Origin of the sequence: Funiculus sociatus GB2-C1 (assembly GCF_039962115.1) — a bacterium.
GTDB lineage: Bacteria > Cyanobacteriota > Cyanobacteriia > Cyanobacteriales > FACHB-T130 > Funiculus > Funiculus sociatus.
Genome location: NZ_JAMPKJ010000016.1, coordinates 58,003 through 80,848 on the forward strand (window position 1 = coordinate 58,003; position 22,846 = coordinate 80,848).

Below are 22,846 nucleotides of genomic sequence, written 5' to 3' on the forward strand. Positions count from 1 at the left end.
TGAATCGTCGCTATCATCAGCATAATCGGGTAAAAAACTAAGATTTAATTTGCTTAAAATTCTACAATTTGCCTAGTTTAAAACCCTCAAATGTCGTTGTGAAACCTTCGCTTTCCGGCGACGCGCACATCAGCCCCACACTCACTGTTTCTATTTCAGTTAGGTACGCCATCCTGAGCATAGTGTACTGCTCGCCATCAAGCGAATATTGCACCTCTACTGTTCCAGCTTTTCGCTTCAACCGCAGCCATATGGAGGCTGGGTTATGGGGCAAAGGTACTACAGACCAGTCGGAAAAATCTCGCGTGACAACAGCACTAACGTACTGTAAGCCGTCCACAAATTCAACGCCACATTTTAACCAAGTGGTTTCATCCAAGCGAACCATTAGCCCGGCTTGGTCGTACAGGACTTGATACTGTCCGGTAACTTTGACTTGGGCGGTGAAATCTCCCGTGACTTGTTGGTAATAAAAGTTTCCATTGTCGCGGATAAAGCCGTAATGAGTCTTGCGCCAAAAATCTGTTTCGGCTCCTGAAGTAACGGTGACAATACCTTCTTGTTCATTCCATGATGGCGGTTCGTTGTACCATTTCATAGTTTCAATCTTTGTTTTGTTTCATTTTGCCAGATGCTGAATATAGAGAGTAGGCGGGTAAAATTGGCTAGTCTTGGGAATAGGCAATTTTAAAAAGGAATCTACGAGTATTAGTTATGAAATTTGTGTCAGATCCGCCCATCGCCGTCAAAATCCGCAAGATGAAGGAAAGGGTGCGGTGGCGAGATTCAAGTATTGTTGAGCGGGGAATCGATCAAACCCGGATGGTTTTAGACGATGGTGCGGACTCTCCAGAGTTCTCATTTTTGGTCGTGGGTGATAGCGGTTCTGGATCTCATCGGGGTCATAACCCCCAACGACAGATCGCAGAATTGATGGCGGAACATTGCCCTGAGAGCCGTTTCGTATTGCATACGGGCGACGTAATTTATCTGGTTGGCTCAAGCGAATTTTACCCGAAAAACTTTATTGAGCCTTACCGAGATTTTCTGGTGGGCGGGGAGAAGCCAGAAAAGATTGCTTATGACCAGATGGTTTTTAATATGCCATTTTTGCCCGTGCCTGGGAACCACGATTACTACGATCTGCCTCTTGTCTATGGATTGATTGCACAGACGACACTACCCCTGCGCCAGCTACTGAAGTCAAAATTGGATTTGGACGTTAGGTGGCACGGTTCGTATCAAGGTAATGCCTATGCACAGGCGTTCCTTGACTACTTGAAAGCGTTCAATAATCCGCAAGAGTTGCGCCGTCATTTGGATTGCCATTACACTGCCCAAACTGACACGGGGCGCTGTCTGCGTTATCAACCCGGAAGTTTTACCCGCTTACCTAATCGTTATTACACGTTCCGTAGTGGCGGGATTGATTTCTTCGCCCTTGACTCGAATACTTTTAACGATCCTGCGCCGCTTCCAGCGACAAAAGAGGGGAACGAGTATCGCCGCCAGTTGGAAAAGCGGCGGGATGAGTTGGAACAAGAAAAACAGCAAATCCTCGATACCGTAGCTAATTTAAACCCTGAGCAACCGGACGATGCCGAACAGCTTGATGACTTGCACGCCAAGTTGGAGCAAGTTGACGAGGTAAAAATAGACATTGACAAACAATTAGCATCCAACCAAACAACGGTTACTGACTCCGAACAATTGGATTGGCTTAAGCAAAGATTGATTGAATCTTGGAATACAGCCGAGGTGCGCGGACGTGTGATTTATTTCCACCATCCCCCCTATGTTACGGAGGCGACGAAGTGGTATCAAGCGCAAACTTTGGCGATTCGCCATCGAATCCGCTTGGTACTTGATGGGGTGTTTGATGCAGTGGGAAAGCAGGCGGAGGGTCGTCCGATTGTGGATCTGGTTTTGAATGGTCACGCTCACTGTTTGGAATATCTTCGCACGGGCGAGACGGGACACGCTGACTCTAACAGCAATTGGATTGTCTGTGGTGGTAGCGGTTACAGTCTCCGCCGCCAGAGGATTGAGGGGCCGGAATTGATGGAGACTTTTGGGGAGACTCGCCAAGTTGCGCGATCGCATCTTTTTGTCGGTCGCAATGGTCAAGGTTCGCAAAAGCGACGACCATACTCATTTTTGCGGATCGATGTCCTAGACGGTTGCCCACCTAAGTTTGTCGTCCGACCGTTTATCGCTGAGCGATTTAAGCGACAGTGGAACAATAGCGGCTTGGAACCTTTTGCGATTTGAAGTTTTGAAGCCAGTAGTACGGGTAAAAGGCAAAAAGGAGTTTTTGCCTTTTGCTTTTTCAGCCGATGGAAAAACTATTCGCGAGGTTTTAGCTGGCAATGATTGCAAAAGACATACCAGCTTTCACGCTCTTTAAACATCACGCCATCAAGTTTGATAAAGAAATGATCATTCTCTTTTAGCCAAACTAAAACTGGTAGCTCCTTACCTACTTTTAGCCATACCTTTTCCTCGTCTGATAAGGCCACTACTTTTTCGGGTTTCAGCTTTAGAAAAGCCCCCGGCTCATTGACGATCAATAAAGTGGATTTGTCGCCCTTTTCCTCTGACTTGTTTTCTTCTGGCTTCTTATCAGCTTTTGTAGCGTCAATTTCCGGATTTTCTGATATTAAAAGTTTCAACAAAGCTGCGGCACCTATCTGAGCAGAAACGGCTCGGCTATCCCATTTCCCATCTGCGGTGTACTTCCCTTTTTTGTAGTGATTAGTTGTTGACCATAGGTAAGGGGTGAGAACTTCTGGATGATACAATCTATAGCCAAAACCGTTGTATGATTCTAATCTCCAAAGTTGTGCTGCCAGACTCCAATCTTTGGCTTGGTCGAATTCCTTGAATTTTAGAGCATCAATAGCGCTTTCTTCCCAACTGTATCCAACATTCCATCCTAATTTAGGCGGATTAATCGGTCTACCAGGGGGGACTTTCACGGTGCGCTTTTGGAGAGAGTCACCGTTATGCAAATGTCCCTTAAAATTGAGGGAACATTCCATATTGTGGATGACTGCAACAAAATACCACGGCACTCCAATTTGTTGCTGCACAGCTTCATAGCGATCGCGTGTAGCCCGGATTTTTTCCGCTACCTCTTTAACACTCTTCAAAAACTCCGGTTTTATTTCACAGCTATCCCAAAGTTTCTGATACTCATCTTTTAAATCGCTAAGGCGAGTAGATGGCATTTCTGTTGAACCTCCAAGAAATTAGTAGATGCACTTCCCCAAATTTTAGGTTAATTACCGGGCAGTCAATTTAACTTAATGCTCAATCTGGTGAGCATTGCATCCTCCTTTAATAGGAATAAATTGGCGTTTTAGCTTAAATTAGTCACCTTTCTATGCTAAAAAACCACCTAGAGCCCTGCTATTATGGGGGCAAAATTGGGAGGAACTAACTGACGCAGATGGAGTTCATCAACCACGGTGTCAAAAGAGTAGCCTTGCTTCATGCGTGAACTAATTTCTTGAACTTCAGCCCAGGTTAAACCGCTTTCTACATAGGCTTTCGCTATCGCAATGAGCAAGTCTAGATGGTCGTTTCCCTCAGCTTTTGTCATCATATTGTGGGGAACATCCAGAACTCGGTCAAAGGAGTGATACCAAGTAAAGGGTTGATACTTGAGTGCGGCTTCAAATAAAGCTTCATGCTCCTCTTTACCGACAGCGCGATCGCTTTCACTCGATATAATAAACATCGGCGCAGCCAAACTTTCTTCAGCACGTGCCAGAATGTCTTGTCCCATGTCTAAAAAAACGCGCAAACATGGCATCAGAAAGCCAGGATAGCCAAAACTGGCTAATCCTGGTTCAGTTCGCCACTTAAAGTAGATATTAAAGATTTCCACAAATAAATCTACCACTTTATTGCTGCCGCTCAAATAAGGCGCAAATAGCAAAGCCCGATTAATTTGTGCATTACGTTCTAGTGCTAGCCAAGCCGCCAATGTGCTGCCCCCAGATAGTCCCCCCACAATCACTTTCGTCCCCAAAGGTTGTACAATGTCTAGCCAGCGAAGACCAAACTCTTGATAAACTTGTTGATTTTCTGGCAGCGGAGGGGGGTTGTCTGCATCCCATTCCCCGGCAATACCATGCCCTGGCAACAAAGGAATTAAAACGTTGTAGCCAGCTTTAAAAAAAGCTTCTCCTATAGGTACAAACTGCTCTGGGGAGGCAGTAAACCCATGAAAGAAGAGACATACCTTCTCGGTAGGTTTTTGGTGAAGAAGAAACCGAGAGCGACAGCCTTCATCCATTAGGGGCAGTGCATCTTCATGCGCTTTTGTTTCTCGAATGATTGCTGATGTTAGGCTGAAATAGTTGGGCATATAGAGGTTGTTTCCCGCTACGAGATAACTAAGCTGTTACACATCTTTATTGTCATATTACTTAATCCTGTTTTTGCGAATATACTTCTTGTGGGGCAGACTAGAAGCCTGCAATTAGTGTATGGCAGGCTTTTAGTCTGCCGTAAGTATCTTCCCTGGGAACTACAAATTTGATGGGGAAAGCTTCACCCTTCCCCGATGTAGCAGGTGGCGTTGCATTCAAAGACAAAAATTAGAGTTGATCCTGATTAATTGCCGCCCGAATACTTAGTCATCGCCAGAGGGGTAATCATGCGATCGCGTTTTTACCATAAGAATAAATTTACTTGTTTATAGAAGTTTTTTGTGCAAGATGTTATTGTAATTAACAAGGAAACCATTAGAGCTAATATGGACAAAAAGAAAAAACCAGAGCCTTTAACAGGAGAGGCGCTGATCAAAAAAGTCAAAGAAATAGGCTCTTTGAGCAAAGAAGAAAAGGCTAGAGCCTGCGGATACTACACTGTCACAAAAGGTGGTGTGGAGCGCGTGAACATGATGAAATTCCTAAACGCTCTCATAGATGCTGAGGGAATTGAATTAGATGGTAAACAAGAAGGTACAGGACGCGGCGGACGTAGCGCCAGCTACCGGATATCGGTGCAGTCCAACGGCAATTTGCTAATAGGCTCGGCTTATACTAAGCAAATGGGACTTCAAGCCGGGGATGAGTTTGAAATCTCTCTAGGACGCAAGCATATCAAGCTGCAACAAGTTGATGCAGAAGAACTGCCAACGTCTGCTTAAACATGTGGCTTTGTCCGCAATAGCAGGCTAGAAGGATTCTTCAGGCTTGGTAGCGCGATCGCTCCAACCACAACCAAGGTAGAAATCTAGAGAGCCATCCACTTCCAAGAAGCCTTGAGCAACTACAAAGCTTAAGGCTTCTTGGTTGATATTAAGATATTTTGATTGGGGTATTTTAACTGCTCGAAGGCCCAGTTGGGTTATCCTGGGTTGAGACAGGAGGACTGCTGAGGAGTAAGAAAGCAGAAATCCAAAATCGAATGACTATTTATGATAATGAATGGCTCAATCCATCGGCAGATTTAATCTTGTCGAGGGATGAAATTCATGTTTGGCGGGCTGACCTTGACCCACCGACATCGCATCTTCAATTGTTGGCAAAAACCCTCTCGGCCGACGAACGAAATCGGGCTGAGCGGTTTTATTTTGAGCAACATCGAAATCGTTTCATTGCTGGTCGCGGTATTCTCAGAACCATTTTGGCTCGCTATTTGGGTATCGATCCGTCTGAGGTGCAATTTGGGTATGAACCGCGTGGTAAACCAATTTTGGCTGAAACATCCGGTGACAGTAGGCTCTGTTTTAACTTGTCTCACTCTCAGGGACTCGCTTTGTATGCTGTTGGACGCGATCGCTCTCTTGGCATTGACTTGGAATATATCCGTCCTATCTCCGATGCCGAACAACTCGCCAAACGCTTTTTTTCCGCTCAAGAATATGCTGTAATTCGTGCGCTTCCTCCCTCGCAGAAGCAGGAAACATTCTTTCGTTACTGGACTTGCAAGGAAGCTTATCTAAAAGCAACTGGAGACGGACTGGCTCAGTTAGACCAAATTGAAATTTTGCTTGCTCCCGAAAAACCAGCTAGTGAACTTCGTCTCCCCAGCAGTTTAGCTTCTCAAGACTGGGTTCTCCAAGAGTTAGCACCTACTGCAAACTATGTGGCTGCTCTTGTTGTTGCTGGACAAGGTTGGCATCTCAGGAGTTGGCAATTTCTATAGTCATTAGTTATTAAGCAGGTAGGGGTAATTAAACATAGCTTCTCGTAATTAAAAATTGGGTAAAAGTCTTATCTAATTTTTAGGAATATGGATTATATAACTGGTAAAACTTACGTTTTGTAGGGGCATTGCAGTGCCATGCCCCTACGTTTATTAAAGCGTATTAGTCTAAAGACTGATATAAACCTATAAGATTTCCGTCGGGGTCGCGAAGATAAGCCGTCTTAATTCCGTAGTAGGGATTGCTCATTGGTTCTGTTGTAAAGTTGACTCCCTTATGCCTTAATTTATGATATACCTGATCTACATCATGCACAGTAAAAACTAACGCTACCTTGTCTTGACATTCGGCATTTTCTGGCTTGTCAGCATTGCCAATCATTTGCGCCATTTCTTGCCGTCTGAATAAACTAAGTCTCATATCTCCAGCTTTAAACTCAGCATATCCGCTTTTTTCATCTTCTACGGTAACGTCAAATTCCATGACATCTTTGTAAAAGTCAAAACAAGCTTTTAAGTCCTTTACCAGCAGTCTTGTATAGGCAAAACCAATCATAACTACTTTACCTGATGATAGTGATACTTCAAGAAGGTGCTTGTAAACTTATATTGTTACATACAGGTGCAATATCTGAACACAATTAGGGTAATAATTGCAAACCCAACACCCGCAAAAAATACGCTATGAATCCCACCAATGCCAAAGGCAATTCCCATCAGTAGCGGCCCTAAAGTTTGCCCTAATCCAAAAAATGTGCCGTTTACAGCTATGACGGTAGCTAGATATTCTCTGGGTGCCAGAGCTGCTAAGAGAGTTTGAATGCTGGGAAATCCAATGCCAAGCCCAATCCCAAAAATCGTGGTTGGTATTAATAGTAACCACATATTCGTTACGAAGGGAACAATAAATAGAGCGATGGCGTAGAAAACAAAAGATGCTCTAATTAAAGTTGTTTCTCTAAAACGTCTGGCGAGTCTACCTAGCTGTGAAGAAGTGAATGCGATCGCTACCGAAATACTAGAGAGTATCACTCCAATTGTAGAGGGCTGCGCTTTAAATGTATCGTTAATCAATTGTGGCAAATAAGTTACATAAGCACCATAAAGAAGCACGAAGTTAGCAGCACTTGCAATAAACAATCCCGCCAACTGACGATTTTTCAGAATTCCGCGAGCATTTATCAAATATTCCCGTAGATTACGTTCGCCTTTCGGTTCAGGATTTTTCAAGGCAAACAATACCACTAACGCGATAGGAATAGCTACCACGGGTAACATAAAAGGATAATACCAGCCAATTGTTGCTAGTGCGCCGCCAATTGTTGGATAACTTGCGGTGCCGATACTGCTGACGCTGGCACTATAACCCATTGCCGCAGTGCGTCTTTCTCCGGCATACAAATCGCCGATTAAGGTGACGCTGAGAGAAAGTAAAGAAGCTGCACCAATTCCTTGCAATAAGCGGAACAACAGTAAAAGGTTAAAATCACGCACAAAGGCGCAGGCTGTGCCAGCAATTCCAAATAAAAGCAGTGAAGGAACAATAATCTTCTTTCTGCCAATTCTATCGGCAAGAACACCAATAATAGGGCCTAGCAACAGAGTGGGAAGCGTGAAGGCTGTAACCAATAATCCAATATTTTCCGGAGCTACATTTAAGGCTTTAGCTAGATTCGGGAAAGCCGGAGTTACACTGGAAACACCGAGAACAGCGATTAGAGAAATCGCAAAAATAATCAGAAGATTTTTGTCTTTAAGCAAGTTTTTGGGGTTGTGTTGCTGACCATCGGCTTCTGTTGATTGCATGAAGTTACTCGGTTTTTGAGTCGATAAATATGGACGAAATAAAACGGTGGATAGCGCCTACCATTAGCCCAAAAAAATCTTACTTCAATTGGGCAATATAAGAGAGCGATCGCATTGTTCTTGCTTGCCTTAGTGTGCTGTATATCCTCCATCGACTCCCAGCGATTGCCCCGTGACAAACGAAGCTTTATCTGAACAAAGCCAAATCGCAGCGTTGGCAATTTCTTCCGCCTTGCCAACACGCCCAATGGGGTGCATTTGATTAATTTGTTCAATTCCTTGCGGGTTTTCTTTGGCAAAACGCTCAAAGGTAAATGCGATCGCACACGCCCGTCCGATACCAGAGCTTCCGCCAGTTACAATTGCTACCTTTCCACTTAAAGACACCATTACAGTTATCTGCCTTTACTTAAGAGTTAGTTAAGATTTAGCCGAGGTTGACTAAGTTGAATCAAATTGCCCAGAACTTACTTATGCCCGCGCCAGTCCGCCATCAACAATTAAAGTTTGTCCAGTTATAAAAGCAGCATCATCTGAGGCAAGAAAAGACACTGCACCAACAACATCATCCGGTGTTGGCGTGCGTTTGATTGCTTGCCTTGCTGCCACCATGTCAAAAACTTCTGGTGGCGAATTTGTTTCTGTGGTGCCAGTGCGAACCAAACCGGGAGCGATCGCATTCACTGTAATTCCAAATTCTCCCACTTCCGATGCCAAAGCTCGTGTAAACCCAATAACACCCATCTTTGCCGTTGTGTAGTGAGTATAGTCGGGAATTACTAGCCAGCTTACAGTTGAGGACAAGTTAATAATGCGTCCGTAGCCGTTCTGCTTCATGCTTGGTAAAAAAGCTTTGCACATTAAAAATAGCGAGTCTAAATTAACCGCCATCATCTTGCGCCAGTCGTCAAAACTCATTTGGTCAAAAGACTGATAGGGATAGATTCCTGCATTATTAACCAGGATGTCGCAACGCCCAAATTTCTCCATCACAACAGCAGCAAATTTGCTGACATCCTCTGGTGAGCATACGTCACAAACGCTAATTTCAGCTTTACGCCCAGCATTTTTGACCATTTTTTCAGTTTCTTGTGCTAAAGATGTGGCAGCGATCGCAATATCTGCCCCATCTTCAGCAAGTCTTTTGGCAAAAGCTTGTCCTAACCCTTTCGATCCGCCTGTAACAACAGCAACTTTCCCTTTCAGACTTCTGCCCATTTCGACTATCTCTTTATAATTAATCAGCAGGTTCGGTGAAAACAACCTCGTACAAATGAAACTCGTTTTCAGCTAACCCTTGCCAATACTCACTCAAAGGTTTGTATTTTGGATCTTTTAGCAGTTCCTCAAAATACTCAAAACTGCGCCACTGTCCGTAGTTAACATTATGTACACCGTCAAGAGAGCGATGAAAATTCCCAGATAAAAGTCCGGGATTTTGCAACCCGAGTGGTAGGTATTCCCTCTCCAATTCCACTAGGCGCATCTGATTTTCTGGTTTTACTCTAAATTCTGCAAGGTGAATCAAACCACCTTTAGTAATTTTGAGTTCAGCGTCATCTGGCAGAGAAACTACGACTTCGTAGACGTGTGACTCATGAATTTTAAACTGGGAAAGCTTTTTACCAACTGCCTGTACTTCAGAGTTGTTGACAAAAGCTTGGTAATCTTCTAAGGTTTCCCACTGGGCATAGTTCATCACTCTTACGCCGTCTATACTTTTGTGGAGGCTGGATGAGACGAAACCTGGTTGATGTTTCACCGCTGTTTCGAGAAATCCCCCAATAGTATCTATTAATTCCTGCTGTCGTTCCGGCTCTACCTCGAAGATAATTATCACCGTAATTACATTGTTATTTTTTGCAATAGTCGGCATTTTGATCTCTCCTGGGATTGTTGGTGAACCAAAATCTTTAAATTGCCAGCATACTAGCGCTAATGCTGTAGGAACGCTACTAGCCATTTTTCTAGGTAGTCAGTAAAAATATAGCTTTTCTCCGTTCGGTAGAATATATGGCCGTTGTGACGTTTGGTAGGGGCATGAGAATATTATGCCCCTACCAAACGTATTACCAAATGCGATCGCTTTCTTATTTAATTTCAGCTGCGGTGATTGTCGATTAAGTCGAACGTGCCACCAAAAAGGCGATCGCGGATCATGTCATTGCTTAAAAAGTCATGGGGGAAGCCAAGCTCAACTTTGCTAACTTCATTGAGGCGTTGCAAATGCTCTGGTGATAGCTTCACATCCAGACAAGCTAAGTTATCTTTAATCTGCGATACTTTGCGAGAGCCGATAATTGGGATGACAACGCCACTTTGAGCAAGCAACCAAGCTAATGCAACTTGTGGAGGCGTGTGTCCGATTTCTTCGGCAACTTGACTCACAACTTCTGCGATCGCTAGATGGCGTTTGGAAATATTTCCCCCGGAAGTAGTTGCCAGTCGTCCTTGTTCGTTATTGCCACTGCCTTTATTGTATTTACCCGTCAGCACACCAGAGCCAAGAGGCGACCACGGCGTAACCGCTAAGTCAAATGCCTTCGCCATCGGTAACAAGTCGCGTTCCGGTGTCCTTTCAACCAAACTGTACTCAACTTGCAAAGCGACGAACGGAGTCCAGCCGTAACATTGCGCCAAGGTGTTTGCTTGAGAAACAATCCAAGCAGGCGCGTCCGAAATGCCGATATATAACACCTTGCCAGAGCGTACCAGATCATCAAAGGCACGCATCACTTCTTCAATAGGTGTCATAAAGTCCCAAGCGTGCAGCCAGAATACGTCGATGTAGTCGGTATTGAGGCGTTTTAGGCTGCCTTCTAGCGACTGCATCATGCTCTTGCGATGGTTGCCGCTGCCATTGGGGTTGCCTGCCTTGTCGCTCATATGCAAGGGGAATGAGTATTTGGTTGCAACGACAAAGAGATCGCGTTCTGCGGCAATTAACTCACCAACGATTTTCTCGCTGCTGCCATCGGTGTAGCCGTTGGCGGTGTCAATAAAGTTGCCTCCTGCTTCCACAAAAGCATCGAAAACCTGACGGCTTTCGTCTTTGGAAGCACCCCAACCCCAATCTTCACCGAAGGTCATTGTTCCCAAGCAAAGTTCAGAAACCCTCAATCCGCTTTTACCCAAGAGTTTGTATCTCATTGTTTTTTCCCCTTGTTGAACGAATGTCGTTTTAGCGCGAGACCGTTTACTTAAGAATAGTTGTCGGGAATGGTTGTAGCTTGCTTTCAGCGTAGCCTTAGAGGATGTCTGAAAAGTCATAATCGAGACGCTTAGAGCGTGGAGATCCCCCTTGCATCCCCCTTAAAAAGGGGGACTAAGGCTTGATTCTCCCCCCTTTTTCAAGGGGGGCTGGGGGGGATCAAACTAAGTTTTGACACTTCTGGGACATCCTCTTACGCGAATGTTACCCAACAAATCGCAGGTTTTGGATTTTGAGCTTCTAAGTGAACCCTACTGAGTTTTAGCTTACTGAAAAAATGTTGTTGCTAGAAAAATTGCTGGATCTGAGTCACAAGCCAAAGCGCTAAAATAGTATTAAGTAACGTAACGACCTATTCATACATCAAAATTCATGGCGCTATTCGGATTTGGCAAAAAGCAAACTATACCTACTCCTGAGCAAGCATTGCCAGGACGGGCAGAGTCAATGCCAGTACCCTCTGGTCACTACGTCAACGGTCATCCTCTCAAGCCCCCTTTTCCAGCTGGAATGGAAATGGCGATGTTTGGCATGGGATGTTTCTGGGGTGCAGAACGGAAATTTTGGCAGCAAGAGGGCGTTTTCAGCACCGCAGTGGGTTATGCAGCTGGCACAACACCAAACCCCACCTACGAAGAGGTCTGCACGGGCATGACTGGGCATAATGAAGTGGTTCTGGTCGTTTTTGACCCAAAAATTATTAGTTACGAAACACTTCTAAAAGTCTTCTGGGAAAGCCATAATCCCACCCAAGGTATGCGTCAAGGCAATGACACTGGCACTCAGTATCGTTCAGGAATTTACCTCTATTCAGGTCAAAGGCATCTGGCTGAAGCATCACGAGACGCTTATCAGAAAGCTTTGAATGCGGCTGGCTATGGCGATATCACTACTGAGATTATCGAGGCTCCTGAGTTCTACTATGCAGAGAGCTACCATCAGCAGTATCTTGCCAAAAATCCTGGTGGATATTGTGGTTTAGGTGGGACGAAAGTTGCTTGTCCTGTAGGAGTACAGGCTTAAGATAGCAGCACTTCACTTTTGCCCTGCGCTCAAGCCCTGAACTTTAGTTCAAGGCTCAAAGCTCAAGTCCGTTGAAACGGACTGAAATGCTTAGTTAGTGTATATAAATTTCTCGTTCTCAGACTCCGCCTGAGAACGAGGAAGAAGCCCTCCCTTAAAAAGTCACTTCCGCATCAGGTTTCTGGCTATCTTAATCTGCGCGACTAACTTAGCAAAGTGTTTATTCATGTGACGTAAAACTTCAAGTTGAATGGGGGTAAGGTTGCCCAAGCTGCGGAGTTTTTTCTGAAGTGTCAAAAGATGCACTACAGCCTCTTGCTGCTCAACAACGGCTTGTTGCAGCTCATGGGTGGATAGTTGCTCTGTTGGGTCAGACACAGAATTATCTATCTGTCGGAGATGGATTGCTAGCATCCTGGCGATCGCCATCAGTGTCTGACCATCATCTTCATCCCATTGATTAGACTCTGTGTTGCCAATAGCGATCGCACCATAAACCTGACCTTCTATAATTGGCGCAGCAATCAACGCTTTGGCAGTGGGCAATAGCGGATCGCTCTCGTGTCTCTGGCGCACACTTGCCACCTGGATCAATCGCGCCTGGTGAATTGCTCGTCCGATCAATCCCTCACTCACAGGCATTTTCCAACCTTTGCCATTCGCATCACCTGCTACAGCACAGACTGAATAATCTTCCTTAGACGGGTTGAGTCCAGCAATGACAACACCCGTAGCACCAAAAATACTGTGTAAAATCTCTGCTGTATCTTCTAGAAGATTGTCTGGATTGTTTGAGGAGGTTTCCGCAAATTGTTGCAAGGTGCGGAGGTGTACTCGGCGACGCTGATTATTTAGTACAACTTGTTCCAGCATACTGAGCATGCGGCTGCTGATGTCGGATATATGGATGTTTTGCTGTTCGTAATTGCGCTTTCTAATCGGCTGGTAAGATGACTCCATAACTTGTGATATCAAGAGCGAGATTCGGTCAACTACTTGCTCGTCAAAAGACCACAACCCATCAAAGCGTCGTCCGCCCGTTGTTATGTCCCGTCCATCTACTTCTTGGGCAACCAATGTAGTCCAAAAACTCGAAGTATTGACCAACAAAAACCACTCGCGAGACAGAACAGAGCTGGGTGAAATTTCAATAAACTCTACCCCTGGAATAGAAGGTGGTTCCGAGTCGGCAATACCAAACACATAAACTCGCCTACATATTGCCCCTAAGCGACTATAGCGACGCAGTTGATCTGGAAAATTAGAAAATTTTTGAAAGCCCGCGTAAAAGTCTACTGAAAGTTTATGCTGGATAACTTGGTCTTCTATCTGATGACTTATGACATTCATCATTGAGACTGTGTTTACACGGCGTATATGCTGATACTGACTAGCAACCGAGCGGAAGAGTGAAATATCCATTACACAGGCATTGTGTTCAGTAGTAAGAACACCCTAATTTTTGCTTGCTCTCCTGATTTTTCTTTCTTTAAAAAAGTAATTTATAATACGATTCACAAGTTAACAGCAGTTTAAAAGCCATGATTTGGCTCATTCCCATGATGCGTTAGCACCACAATTACAGGAGAGGATTTTTATTATTATATAGTTTATTAATAATTACTGATATAGGAATGCCAAATTATTTTTAAGTAAAAAATGCTAATTTTATAGTAAAATGGAATTTTGATAAATTCAGTTTTTCAGGTGCTTGCTACTTTTGAGGAAATGTCTTCGGCGTTACCCCCGCTAAAAGCGCCGGAAGTGGCAGGTAAGGTAGGGTTGCTTGAAAGTTTGCAGCTGACAGGAGGGCAACAGAACGCGATCGCTGCGTTACGCAACTGTAGACTCCAAGAATTGAGCGATCGCCTACGCGCATCATTACCTGTTTAAAACTAGCGTTCTGTGTCCTGAATCAACAAAAGTGGAAGCGATCGCTTTTTAGGATTAAATAAAAGCCATAAATCAAAACCAGTCTTAATCTTGTTGGCAGGCTCCAGACAGCTTCTGCTTGCGATTTCAGTTTATCTATCTCCTCGACGACTTATATAAAAAAGTCAAATTTTTACATAAAAACATTTTTAGCTAATTAGTATAGTTTTGGATAAATTAATATTTATTCTTATAAAAAATACATATCAATGTATGCTAATTAACATTATTTAAACCAAGCTAAGAGCATCTAAATTAAAGTGTAAATATTATGATATAGAAATGCAATCTACCTCGAACAGTGAGGCGGTTTCATGACAAAAAACTTAGGCTTAAGTACACCAGGTGAGCATTTCATCAGTAAGTTTAGCAAGCACCATAGCCCTAACTGAACAGATGCACTGGCTATGATCAAAGACCAGGCGCAACAACCAGCCCCGAAAAGCCTTAGCCAGTTTTCCAAACAAGAACCAGTCAGCATGATCGTGGAGCAAGCCGGGGCGCTGTGTCAGCTACACAAAATGCTCGATGGCCTCAGATAACATATCGAGCGCCTCAAAGTAAGTAAAGATTCACAAAGCAAGAAACCCTCAAAACGTCGATAGAGCGATCTATCTTCGTCTCTAGTTCCTCAATTTTAGACGTGAATTCTTACAATAATTGTATCCATTCTTGGCTTTAAAAATGTATTAACTATTGCCTCCAGTTACTTCAGTATGCTTACGATGCCCGTTGTTTGTTGGATACACAGTGCTGGGCTTGAATAGTTGTCCCGATTGGATAATCGCAATAGCTATAGGTTCTAGAGCTTTTGTCCAGCTATTTCTTATTCGCTGCTGCTCTTCCGGGGTGGGGTTAGTGCTTAACCGTTGAATTTCAGCAAGGACAACTGCTGGTAGCTGCTCGTAGAAACTCATCGCCAGTTCACTACCTACCTGACTCAGCAACAGTTGCACTAAAGCAGAGCTGTTCATTACATCATTAGTAACACTACCAGTTGCACCAGTCGCAGGGGGCGGATCTAAAGATTGGGGGATAGAATCAACGGGAGATACAGGGGGTTTAACAACAGGCTCAGCAGCAGCTTTAAGTGTGTTGCTGGCATCTTCAATAGTAGGTTGAACACCCGCAGAACCTTTAAGCGTATCCCAAGGATCTTCAATAGTAGGTTGAACACCCGCAGCAGCAGCTTTAAGTGTGTTGTTGGCATCTTCAATAGTAGGTTGAACACCCGCAGCAGCACCTTTAAATGTGTTGCTGGCATCTTCAATAGCAGGTTGAACACCCGTAGCACTTTGAAGCGTATCCCAGGGATATTCAATAGTAGGTTGAACACCCACAGCAGCACCTTTAAGTGTGTCCATTGCACCTTCAATAGTAGGTGAAACACTCGCAGTAGCACCTTTTATTACTAAATCCGTTACACCTTCAACAATTGCTTTAAGACCCTCACCTACGCCTTTACCAGTAAACGCCGCAGCTGCCGCGCTGACAACAGCACCAAAGGTTGCTCCAGCTAAAGCAGCATTGGCGACACGCCTACGAGTGCCTGTTGGCTGAATGCCGGACTCTTCGGGAGCCGCGTCAGTATCTTCGTTCGCTCCATCTAAGGTAGTATCAGCGCCATCGATGCCAGTTTCTGCTGGAGGAATGCTGGACTGTGCCGGAATCCGTCCAGTATTTTCGTCATGCCGATCAAAAGGCTGGTTGCTCTGTGTCATAATGCCCGTCTCCTGCCTACCAAAACGGCTTAGCGATCTAAATGTCGCCGCTATCGCCAATTTAGCGACGCACGTATACACTTACACCGACCTCAAGAGAGACATTACTAAACATCTACCCAGGTATACCCATATACGATGATTGGGACTAAAAATCTACAACTACAGATGTACTATATGTCTGCCTTTAGCTCAGTTAAGTCTTTATTGAGGCTCGTTAAAGTTGCAAGTGATGACAAGCTACGCCAAAACAAAATTTAGCTGCTTGGGAACAAAGGAGACAATAATGACTAATAACATACAATTCGATAAACGTGACGACCAAGTTGCTAGCGCCACTGCTCAACCCTACGTTCGTACAGAAGAGACAACCATAAGTACTGGGATAGCTAGAGAAGACAATAGTCCTACCATTACGCCTCAACCCGTTGCTCGGCAACAATCCAGCAGCATGAATGTTGGGCAACAATCCAGCAGTATGAATGTTGGGCAACAATCCAGCAGTATGAATCCAGGCTTATCTAGAGCGCTGATGGGAGGACTCATCGGTGCTACATTAGGCACATTAGCTGGTCTTTTGGCTGGTAGGAGAACATCTGAAGGTGTTAAACACGCTGCTAAAGGTGTAGGCGACGCGACAAAGACTGTAGCTGATGGTGTTGGTCAGACAGCCAAAGGTGTAGGCTACGCAGCAAAGACTGTAGCTGATGGTGTTGGTCAGACAGCAAAGACTGTAGCTGGCGGTGTTGGCGATGCAGCAAAGACTGTAGCTGGCGGTGTTGGTCAGACAGCCAAAGGTGTTGGCGAGGCAGTCAAGAGTGTAGCTGAGGGTGTTAACTACGCTGTAGTAGGCACATTACAAGATACTGCTGAAGGTGTTAACCACGCTGTCGTAGGTGCATTGGATGCAGTAAAAGGTGCATCTTCAGATGCCAAGCAAGCTGTAGCAGGTGCAGCGGATCAGGTAAAGGATACAACTGAGGATGCCAAGCAATCTGTAATAGGTGCATTGGACTCAGTTCAGGATACAGCTGAGGATATCAAGCCATCTTACGATCAGAACCTTAAGGTAGCGATAGAACGCCCGGTTGCAAATACATCGCAGGTTGCGATGACTGGTAACATCGGCATGGAAAGGGAAATTGATATGCAAACGGCATACATTTCCGGCCCCCAGGAGGAAGATGTTGCAACCTATCTCCAAGAAGGAGAAGTTCCGGCAATACAGCCTTATGAAGATACTGCTGACATTTAGAAGCAATTTTTGATGACTGGGAATGGATAATGGGATTAGGAGTTAGGAGTTAATAACTCATAAATTCATAACTCCTAACTTTTCTCTATTTACTCTTACCCATGTAAAGCCGAAAAACCGCAATTTCTTGGGTTGAGCCTAACCGTTCCCTAACTATTCTTTTGGATTTGTTTGGTAACTAGATATTGCTTTTTGCTTATCTAATACCAATTTACTTTTGGAAGGCTACACATTTGATACCCCTAACCCCCTTTTAAAGGTGGGCTAACAAAAGCGATTAGTGTAGTGGCAAAAAAGTTGAACGGTATAAGCAAACGGCTATTCATCAGTTTTATTTAGTAGGAAGGAGACGATTTTTATGATTGAGAGCAACGAATTTTTGGATGAAGATGAAATATTTGTTGAGCAAATTCCGCATGAATATGATGCTCCTTCAGCAGGCACAGGCATGAATAATGCGTTCACTAAAATAGCGATTGGAGCATTCATTGGTGCTACGGTGGGTGCAATAGCTGGCGCTTTGGCTAATAAGGGTTCTGTTGATAGGGTTAATCAGACTGTAAAAAGTGCAGGAAACGCAGTCAAAAATGCCGCTGAAGGTGTTAACCAAACTGTAAGAAGCGTAGGTGACGGGGTAAAGAACGTAGCTGTCAACGTTAATGACACAGTAATAGATGTAGGGGACAAAGTTAAGGGTGTAACCCAGGATGTTAATTACACTGTAAAAGATACGCTTAACACAGTTAAGGGTACCGCAGAGAATGTTAACGAAACTGTAAAAGGTACAGTGGATGTACTTAAAGATGCAGCTGAGAATGTTAACGAGAATGTAAGAACCACGGGAGAAGCATTGAAGGGTTCATCTGAGGATGTCACACCATCTAGTAGTCAGATTGTTAAGGGATCTGATAAGCAGATAAAATACATTTTAGTGCCAGTCGAAAGTGAAGGTAATGCTGGATAAAGCAAACTTCTATGAAAGGGACGTTTAGGAACAAATCCGTGGCATTATTGTGTTTGAACTAGTACAAAGTTTTGTTGTTAGAACAAAATTGAATTAGTAGCGATCGCTTTCTAGAAAAAAGAAGCGATCGCTTTTATATATTTTTCAATATAAGTTTTCCTGTTGTCATTATCAAATAACTTTGAATATATGACACAACAACAATCGAAGCGCCAAACACGACGCGGCAGAATATTCCCAGCACTCACTATATCTCCAGAAGAAAGAACCAAAAAAGAAGCCGATATCAAAGCGTTTTGCCAGCGTTGTCGTCCAATCTTTAAGCGGCTCCGGACTGAATTGATTAAAGACCGCTACAACCGGTTCATTGTCATTGAGCCGGAGAGTGAGCATTACTTTATCGCTCAATGTTCTGGCTGTGGGGTTGATTTGTCTAAGATTTTTGTAGTCATGGTTGCTGGTGAAAGAGCGCGAACTTCACAAAAGAGATCGTCTCTTGGGGAAATTGTTTAAAAGCCTTTGCCTTCGATATAGCGGTTTTCGGTTGTGTGAGGTACAGTCTCAAGACTGGAAAGCTTGATAATACTGGATTTTGGTGTACCTCACTCGTATAAGAACCGCTATAGTATTTTATTCGCTAGTTGAGCTGAGGTGAGGAGAATGGCTTCCGTAACCAGGGCTTATAGTGGAATTGGAAGTGTAAACGTTTGTATCAAATATAGTGACTTTCAATTGGCTTTCCTTGGTGCATCCTGTAGGCGGAGTGGCTGCGATCGCGCTAGCGGCTACTGCTGCAACTTATGGTTGGCGTTACCGCAATGCACGGCTGGGTAAAAGCGGTTTAGATGTGATGGAAACGTTCAATCTCCAAAAAATTCACAAAAAAGTAGGGATTGGGTTTTTGGCGATCAGTATAGGTGTGTGGCTTTTGGGTTGGGTGACGACTGCGGAATTCACACTTGATGACTTGCTTACTGGTTCCCCTCACAATTTGGTTGGATTGGCAGTTGTTATTTTAGTAATTACTAGCGCAACGGTAATATTGCGGTTTCGCCGCACTTCTTGGGCTAGCTCTGTGCATTTAACTCTGAATGGTTTAGTGCTATTGTTGCTAACGGTGCAACTGCTATCTGGATTAGGACTGGTAAATCAGTTGTTACCGTAGAATGATCGCTACAAAAGTGTTTGATTCGTAACCGCTGACACCCCAATGCTGAATATTCCTCAACTACTGGCTCAAGAACTTTCCCTCAAGCCTTCTCAGGTGCAAAACGCTCTGGAACTCTTGGGTGAGGGGTCAACAATTCCTTTTATTGCACGTTACCGTAAAGAGCGCACTGGCGAGATGAATGAAGTTCAGCTGCGCGATTTATTTGATAGATATGCTTATTTGACTGAACTGGAGGAACGGAAAGCAGCAATTTTGGAAGCGATCGCATCCCAAGGTAAACTTACCGATGAGCTGAAAGCTCAAATCGAATCTTGTTTGCAGAAAACCGAACTTGAAGACCTTTACCTACCTTACCGAGCGAAGCGACGAACACGCGCCACGATTGCTAGGGAAAAGGGTTTAGAGCCATTTTCCGAGTTTATCAAGTCGTTGAACCTTCCCAATGCAAAGCCTGTCTCGCTGGTGGAAGCGGCGGCAGAGTATGTTTCTGAAGAAAAAGGAGTTAAAACTCCTGAAGATGCTCTTAAGGGTGCTGCTGACATTTTGGCAGAAGAAGTGTCAGAACGGGCAAACTTGCGATCGCATCTGCGAGAATATTTGCTGGAGGAAGGCGTTTTTGTCTCGCGCATCAAAGATGAACATCCCGAAGGTTCGACCAAATTTGAGATGTACCGAAACTATCAAATTCGGGTGACAAATATCGCGCCACATAATATGTTGGCACTGCTACGCGGAGAAACTGAAGGAGTTTTAAATTTAGAACTTTCCTTCGATGAAACCGTTGTCATGTCCTATCTGGAATCGCAGGAAATTAAAACGAAAATTCCTGCAATTCGAGACTTTTACCGAGCCATGCTCAAAGATGCGTTCAATCGCTTGATGAAAACTTCCCTAATTAGCGAAGTGCGTTCGGAAATTAAAGCTTACGCTGATGTTGAATCTATCACAACATTTGAAAGTAATCTGCGCGAGTTGCTGCTATCTCCTCCAGCAGGAATGAAACCGACATTAGCCATAGATCCAGGCTTTCGGACTGGGTGTAAAGTTTCTGTACTTTCAGAAACGGGAAAATTTTTGGAGTATCAAACTATTTTTCCACACCAAGCCGCCGCACAGCGCACTCAAGCTGCACAAGCTATCAAAAGAATGATTGAAAAGCACAATATTCAGTTGATAGCTATTGGCAACGGTACAGCTGGAAGGGAGACAGACGAGTTTGTTTCGGAAGTTCTCAAAACGATGGATAGCAAACCAGTTAAAGTGATGGTGAATGAGTCGGGAGCGTCGATTTACTCGGCTTCTGAGGTAGCGATCGCAGAGTTTCCCGAACTTGATCTTACCGTGCGCGGTGCCATCAGTATCGGTCGTCGCTTGCAAGATCCTTTAGCTGAACTTGTTAAAATTGATCCTAAATCGATTGGTGTGGGACAGTATCAGCACGATGTAGACCAAAAATTGCTGAAGAAAAAGTTAGATGAAACGGTGGAAAGTTGCGTTAACTACGTCGGCGTAGATTTGAATACTGCCTCGAAGGAACTTCTAACTTTTGTTTCTGGGATGACACCAGTAGTGGCGAAAAATATCGTCAACTATCGCAACGAAAATGGTGCATTTAAAAATCGGCGACAACTTTTGAAAGTGCCAAAATTGGGGCCAAAAGCATTTGAACAAGCGGCTGGGTTTTTGCGAATTCGTGCTGGCGACAACCCGTTAGACAATACAGCAGTGCATCCGGAAAGCTATAAACTGGTGGAAGCGATCGCTAAAGATTTAAATACTCCTTTAGATCAGATAACGCAGATTGCAGCAAAGCTTAAGTCGATGAACCTGAAAAAATACGTCACAGAAACAGTTGGCGAACCAACTCTACGCGATATTATTAGCGAATTGGAAAAGCCCGGAAGAGATCCGAGAGAACAATTTAAGTATGCAACTTTCAAAGAAGGTGTCAAAGAAATCAAGGATCTCACTGTAGGTATGGAATTAGAAGGAATTGTGACGAATGTAGCTAATTTCGGTGCCTTTGTTGATATTGGCGTTCATCAAGACGGTTTAGTGCATATTTCACAATTAGCAGATCGATTTGTTGACGATCCTAAGAAAATTGTCAAAGTTGGACAAGTTGTGAAAGTGCGAGTGCTAGAAGTCAATGAGAAATTGAAGCGAATTAGCCTGTCAATGAAATCAGCAGGTTCCGCAAATAGCGGACGTGGTGGGAGATAGCCGTTTATTTCTTGTTCCCAGGCTCAGCCTGGGAATGCTATTAGTAAGGCAGGAGCTTCACGTTAATAAGATTTCCTGCCAAAATTAAAAGGTGTTCCTACTTTTATCGGAATTGCTGTGACTACTAAAACTGTTGATGCCATTCTTAACCGGGCTTTCGCGGGTTGTGATTTGTCGAAAGAAGAGGGGGTTGTACTATTAAAGCAAACTGACCCAGCGATTAAGACGGCGATTCAGGAAACATCTGACCAACTGCGACTAAACCAAGCTGGCGATATCGTCACCTACGTTATAAATCGCAATATTAACTTTACCAATATCTGCGAACAGCACTGTAGTTTCTGCGCGTTTCGCCGCGATGATGGGGAAGACGGCGCATTTTGGTTAGATAGCGCTCAAATTCTGGAAAAAGCCACAGATGCAGTCCGGCGGAATGCGACGGAAATTTGTATGCAGGGGGGACTCAATCTTCAGGCAAAACTCAACGGTGCGTCTTTGCCTTATTATCTGCGAGTGGTAAAGACAATTAAACAGGAATTTCCTCAACTACATATGCACGCCTTTTCGCCTCAAGAAGTGCAATTTATTGCTAGGGAAGACAAGCTTAGTTATGCTGATGTAATTGCGGCGTTCTTGGATGCTGGCGTTGACTCGATGCCTGGAACGGCGGCGGAAGTTTTGGATGATGAGGTGCGGCGCGTCCTTTGTCCAGAAAAGCTGGATACGGCAACTTGGCTGGAAATTGTGGGAACGGCGCATAAGTTGGGAATGCCTACCACTAGCACCATGCTTTCCGGTCACATAGAGACACCAGAACAGCAAATAGACCATTTAGATAAGTTGCGAAGTCTCCAACAAACCGCCTTAGAAAAAGGATATCCCGCCCGGATCACAGAGTTTATCCTGCTGCCCTTCGTCGGTCAAGAAGCCCCCAAACCTTTGCGCCGTCGTGTAGGACGCGACCAACCAATTTTAGAAGATGCACTGCTACTCACCGCTGTAGCGCGAATTTTCTTAGGAAATTGGATTTCTAATCATCAACCCAGTTGGGTTAAGCTTGGTCTGGCGGGTGCCAAAGAAGCTCTCAGATGGGGCTGTAATGACATCGGTGGCACGTTAATGGAGGAGCATATTACCAGTATGGCAGGCGCACAAGGCGGTACTTGTATGTCCGTAGAAACCTTGCAGGAAACTATCAGCGACTTGGGTCGTCCGTATCAACAACGGGATACACTTTATCGATATTTGCCAATGAGCGATCGCTTCCCTCGTTCCCAGGCCCTGGCTGGGAAGGAAACAAGAGAGCTATAGTTGCCTCTACACAAACAAACCAGGCGTATGTCAAGCTAAAAAAGGCATTAAACAGATTCTAATGCTT

21 protein-coding genes and 1 pseudogene are annotated in these 22,846 nt (G+C 44.3%); 11 read left to right on the top strand and 11 right to left on the bottom strand.

Annotated features, from left to right (window positions below):
- Positions 1 to 61: 61 nt before the first annotated feature.
- Entirely contained in the window at positions 62 to 598 is a 537-nt protein-coding gene (locus NDI42_RS10260) for a DUF1349 domain-containing protein (protein WP_190457010.1), read from the bottom strand.
- A 116-nt stretch (positions 599 to 714) separates the two neighbouring features.
- Here NDI42_RS10260 and NDI42_RS10265 point away from each other — a divergent pair, with 116 nt between their 5' ends.
- Positions 715 to 2,271, top strand: coding sequence for a metallophosphoesterase family protein (locus tag NDI42_RS10265; RefSeq protein WP_190457012.1), 1,557 nt, complete (start codon positions 715 to 717; stop codon positions 2,269 to 2,271).
- Between the two features lie 74 nt (positions 2,272 to 2,345).
- Here the strand turns inward: NDI42_RS10265 and NDI42_RS10270 are convergent, their stop codons facing one another.
- Both NDI42_RS10270 and NDI42_RS10275 read right to left on the bottom strand, forming a co-directional pair.
- Positions 2,346 to 3,230, bottom strand: a complete 885-nt coding sequence (locus NDI42_RS10270) for a hypothetical protein (protein WP_199311257.1) — start codon at positions 3,228 to 3,230, stop codon at positions 2,346 to 2,348.
- 170 nt (positions 3,231 to 3,400) lie between these two features.
- A complete protein-coding gene (locus NDI42_RS10275; RefSeq protein WP_190457013.1) occupies positions 3,401 to 4,375 on the bottom strand; it encodes an alpha/beta hydrolase in 975 nt (324 codons plus the stop codon).
- A gap of 390 nt (positions 4,376 to 4,765) precedes the next feature.
- On the opposite strand from NDI42_RS10275, the gene NDI42_RS10280 reads away from it, so the two are divergent.
- Positions 4,766 to 5,161, top strand: a complete 396-nt coding sequence (locus NDI42_RS10280) for an AbrB family transcriptional regulator (protein ID WP_190422134.1) — start codon at positions 4,766 to 4,768, stop codon at positions 5,159 to 5,161.
- Positions 5,162 to 5,421: 260 nt separating this feature from the next.
- Positions 5,422 to 6,162 (top strand): 4'-phosphopantetheinyl transferase family protein, encoded by a 741-nt coding sequence (locus NDI42_RS10285; protein WP_190457015.1) that lies wholly within the window; start codon positions 5,422 to 5,424, stop codon positions 6,160 to 6,162.
- A 163-nt stretch (positions 6,163 to 6,325) separates the two neighbouring features.
- Here NDI42_RS10285 and NDI42_RS10290 read toward each other — a convergent pair whose 3' ends face one another.
- The 6 genes and pseudogenes from NDI42_RS10290 to NDI42_RS10315 all read right to left on the bottom strand — a co-directional run bounded on the left by NDI42_RS10290 (position 6,326) and on the right by NDI42_RS10315 (position 11,118).
- Complete coding sequence (locus NDI42_RS10290) at positions 6,326 to 6,718, bottom strand: VOC family protein (RefSeq protein WP_190422130.1); 393 nt, start codon at positions 6,716 to 6,718, stop codon at positions 6,326 to 6,328.
- A gap of 56 nt (positions 6,719 to 6,774) precedes the next feature.
- Positions 6,775 to 7,968 (bottom strand): MFS transporter, encoded by a 1,194-nt coding sequence (locus NDI42_RS10295; protein WP_190457017.1) that lies wholly within the window; start codon positions 7,966 to 7,968, stop codon positions 6,775 to 6,777.
- A 129-nt stretch (positions 7,969 to 8,097) separates the two neighbouring features.
- Positions 8,098 to 8,274, bottom strand: a pseudogene (locus NDI42_RS10300) (SDR family oxidoreductase); the annotation flags it as partial.
- A gap of 165 nt (positions 8,275 to 8,439) precedes the next feature.
- Positions 8,440 to 9,186, bottom strand: coding sequence for an SDR family NAD(P)-dependent oxidoreductase (locus NDI42_RS10305; RefSeq protein WP_190457021.1), 747 nt, complete (start codon positions 9,184 to 9,186; stop codon positions 8,440 to 8,442).
- A gap of 19 nt (positions 9,187 to 9,205) precedes the next feature.
- Positions 9,206 to 9,844, bottom strand: coding sequence for an antibiotic biosynthesis monooxygenase family protein (locus NDI42_RS10310; RefSeq protein ID WP_190457023.1), 639 nt, complete (start codon positions 9,842 to 9,844; stop codon positions 9,206 to 9,208).
- 224 nt (positions 9,845 to 10,068) lie between these two features.
- Positions 10,069 to 11,118, bottom strand: a complete 1,050-nt coding sequence (locus tag NDI42_RS10315; RefSeq protein WP_190457025.1) for an aldo/keto reductase — start codon at positions 11,116 to 11,118, stop codon at positions 10,069 to 10,071.
- Positions 11,119 to 11,551: 433 nt separating this feature from the next.
- Here NDI42_RS10315 and msrA point away from each other — a divergent pair, with 433 nt between their 5' ends.
- Positions 11,552 to 12,202, top strand: a complete 651-nt coding sequence (msrA, locus tag NDI42_RS10320; RefSeq protein ID WP_190457027.1) for a peptide-methionine (S)-S-oxide reductase MsrA — start codon at positions 11,552 to 11,554, stop codon at positions 12,200 to 12,202.
- Between the two features lie 162 nt (positions 12,203 to 12,364).
- On the opposite strand, the gene NDI42_RS10325 is transcribed toward msrA, so the two are convergent.
- Positions 12,365 to 13,624, bottom strand: coding sequence for a DICT sensory domain-containing protein (locus NDI42_RS10325; RefSeq protein ID WP_190457029.1), 1,260 nt, complete (start codon positions 13,622 to 13,624; stop codon positions 12,365 to 12,367).
- Between the two features lie 264 nt (positions 13,625 to 13,888).
- On the opposite strand from NDI42_RS10325, the gene NDI42_RS10330 reads away from it, so the two are divergent.
- Positions 13,889 to 14,095, top strand: coding sequence for a hypothetical protein (locus NDI42_RS10330; protein WP_190457031.1), 207 nt, complete (start codon positions 13,889 to 13,891; stop codon positions 14,093 to 14,095).
- Between the two features lie 728 nt (positions 14,096 to 14,823).
- On the opposite strand, the gene NDI42_RS10335 is transcribed toward NDI42_RS10330, so the two are convergent.
- Positions 14,824 to 15,855: a hypothetical protein gene (locus tag NDI42_RS10335; RefSeq protein ID WP_190457032.1), complete on the bottom strand. Its 1,032-nt coding sequence runs from the start codon at positions 15,853 to 15,855 to the stop codon at positions 14,824 to 14,826.
- A gap of 286 nt (positions 15,856 to 16,141) precedes the next feature.
- Here NDI42_RS10335 and NDI42_RS10340 point away from each other — a divergent pair, with 286 nt between their 5' ends.
- The 6 genes from NDI42_RS10340 to cofH all read left to right on the top strand — a co-directional run bounded on the left by NDI42_RS10340 (position 16,142) and on the right by cofH (position 22,779).
- The gene (locus NDI42_RS10340; RefSeq protein WP_190457034.1) at positions 16,142 to 17,110 is read left to right on the top strand and encodes a hypothetical protein; all 969 of its coding nucleotides are present in this window, start codon (positions 16,142 to 16,144) and stop codon (positions 17,108 to 17,110) included.
- 358 nt (positions 17,111 to 17,468) lie between these two features.
- The gene (locus NDI42_RS10345; protein WP_190422109.1) at positions 17,469 to 18,074 is read left to right on the top strand and encodes a hypothetical protein; all 606 of its coding nucleotides are present in this window, start codon (positions 17,469 to 17,471) and stop codon (positions 18,072 to 18,074) included.
- Positions 18,075 to 18,263: 189 nt separating this feature from the next.
- The gene (locus tag NDI42_RS10350) at positions 18,264 to 18,587 is read left to right on the top strand and encodes a hypothetical protein (protein ID WP_190457036.1); all 324 of its coding nucleotides are present in this window, start codon (positions 18,264 to 18,266) and stop codon (positions 18,585 to 18,587) included.
- Positions 18,588 to 18,795: 208 nt separating this feature from the next.
- Positions 18,796 to 19,239 (top strand): DUF4079 family protein, encoded by a 444-nt coding sequence (locus tag NDI42_RS10355; protein ID WP_190457038.1) that lies wholly within the window; start codon positions 18,796 to 18,798, stop codon positions 19,237 to 19,239.
- A gap of 45 nt (positions 19,240 to 19,284) precedes the next feature.
- On the top strand, positions 19,285 to 21,468 hold the full coding sequence (locus NDI42_RS10360; RefSeq protein ID WP_190457039.1) for a Tex family protein: 2,184 nt from the start codon (positions 19,285 to 19,287) through the stop codon (positions 21,466 to 21,468).
- Positions 21,469 to 21,585: 117 nt separating this feature from the next.
- Positions 21,586 to 22,779, top strand: a complete 1,194-nt coding sequence (cofH, locus tag NDI42_RS10365) for a 7,8-didemethyl-8-hydroxy-5-deazariboflavin synthase subunit CofH (protein WP_190457042.1) — start codon at positions 21,586 to 21,588, stop codon at positions 22,777 to 22,779.
- Positions 22,780 to 22,846: the final 67 nt, after the last annotated feature.

Excerpts from the sequence above, each read along its gene's own strand:
- NDI42_RS10260 (WP_190457010.1), bottom strand. The coding sequence starts at position 598 with ATGAAATGGTACAACGAACCGCCATCATGGAATGAACAAGAAGGTATT.
- NDI42_RS10265 (WP_190457012.1), top strand. The coding sequence starts at position 715 with ATGAAATTTGTGTCAGATCCGCCCATCGCCGTCAAAATCCGCAAGATG.
- NDI42_RS10270 (WP_199311257.1), bottom strand. The coding sequence starts at position 3,230 with ATGCCATCTACTCGCCTTAGCGATTTAAAAGATGAGTATCAGAAACTT.
- NDI42_RS10275 (WP_190457013.1), bottom strand. The coding sequence starts at position 4,375 with ATGCCCAACTATTTCAGCCTAACATCAGCAATCATTCGAGAAACAAAA.
- NDI42_RS10280 (WP_190422134.1), top strand. The coding sequence starts at position 4,766 with ATGGACAAAAAGAAAAAACCAGAGCCTTTAACAGGAGAGGCGCTGATC.
- NDI42_RS10285 (WP_190457015.1), top strand. The coding sequence starts at position 5,422 with ATGACTATTTATGATAATGAATGGCTCAATCCATCGGCAGATTTAATC.
- NDI42_RS10290 (WP_190422130.1), bottom strand. The coding sequence starts at position 6,718 with ATGATTGGTTTTGCCTATACAAGACTGCTGGTAAAGGACTTAAAAGCT.
- NDI42_RS10295 (WP_190457017.1), bottom strand. The coding sequence starts at position 7,968 with ATGCAATCAACAGAAGCCGATGGTCAGCAACACAACCCCAAAAACTTG.
- NDI42_RS10305 (WP_190457021.1), bottom strand. The coding sequence starts at position 9,186 with ATGGGCAGAAGTCTGAAAGGGAAAGTTGCTGTTGTTACAGGCGGATCG.
- NDI42_RS10310 (WP_190457023.1), bottom strand. The coding sequence starts at position 9,844 with ATGCCGACTATTGCAAAAAATAACAATGTAATTACGGTGATAATTATC.
- NDI42_RS10315 (WP_190457025.1), bottom strand. The coding sequence starts at position 11,118 with ATGAGATACAAACTCTTGGGTAAAAGCGGATTGAGGGTTTCTGAACTT.
- msrA (WP_190457027.1), top strand. The coding sequence starts at position 11,552 with ATGGCGCTATTCGGATTTGGCAAAAAGCAAACTATACCTACTCCTGAG.
- NDI42_RS10325 (WP_190457029.1), bottom strand. The coding sequence starts at position 13,624 with ATGGATATTTCACTCTTCCGCTCGGTTGCTAGTCAGTATCAGCATATA.
- NDI42_RS10335 (WP_190457032.1), bottom strand. The coding sequence starts at position 15,855 with ATGACACAGAGCAACCAGCCTTTTGATCGGCATGACGAAAATACTGGA.
- NDI42_RS10340 (WP_190457034.1), top strand. The coding sequence starts at position 16,142 with ATGACTAATAACATACAATTCGATAAACGTGACGACCAAGTTGCTAGC.
- NDI42_RS10345 (WP_190422109.1), top strand. The coding sequence starts at position 17,469 with ATGATTGAGAGCAACGAATTTTTGGATGAAGATGAAATATTTGTTGAG.
- NDI42_RS10350 (WP_190457036.1), top strand. The coding sequence starts at position 18,264 with ATGACACAACAACAATCGAAGCGCCAAACACGACGCGGCAGAATATTC.
- NDI42_RS10360 (WP_190457039.1), top strand. The coding sequence starts at position 19,285 with ATGCTGAATATTCCTCAACTACTGGCTCAAGAACTTTCCCTCAAGCCT.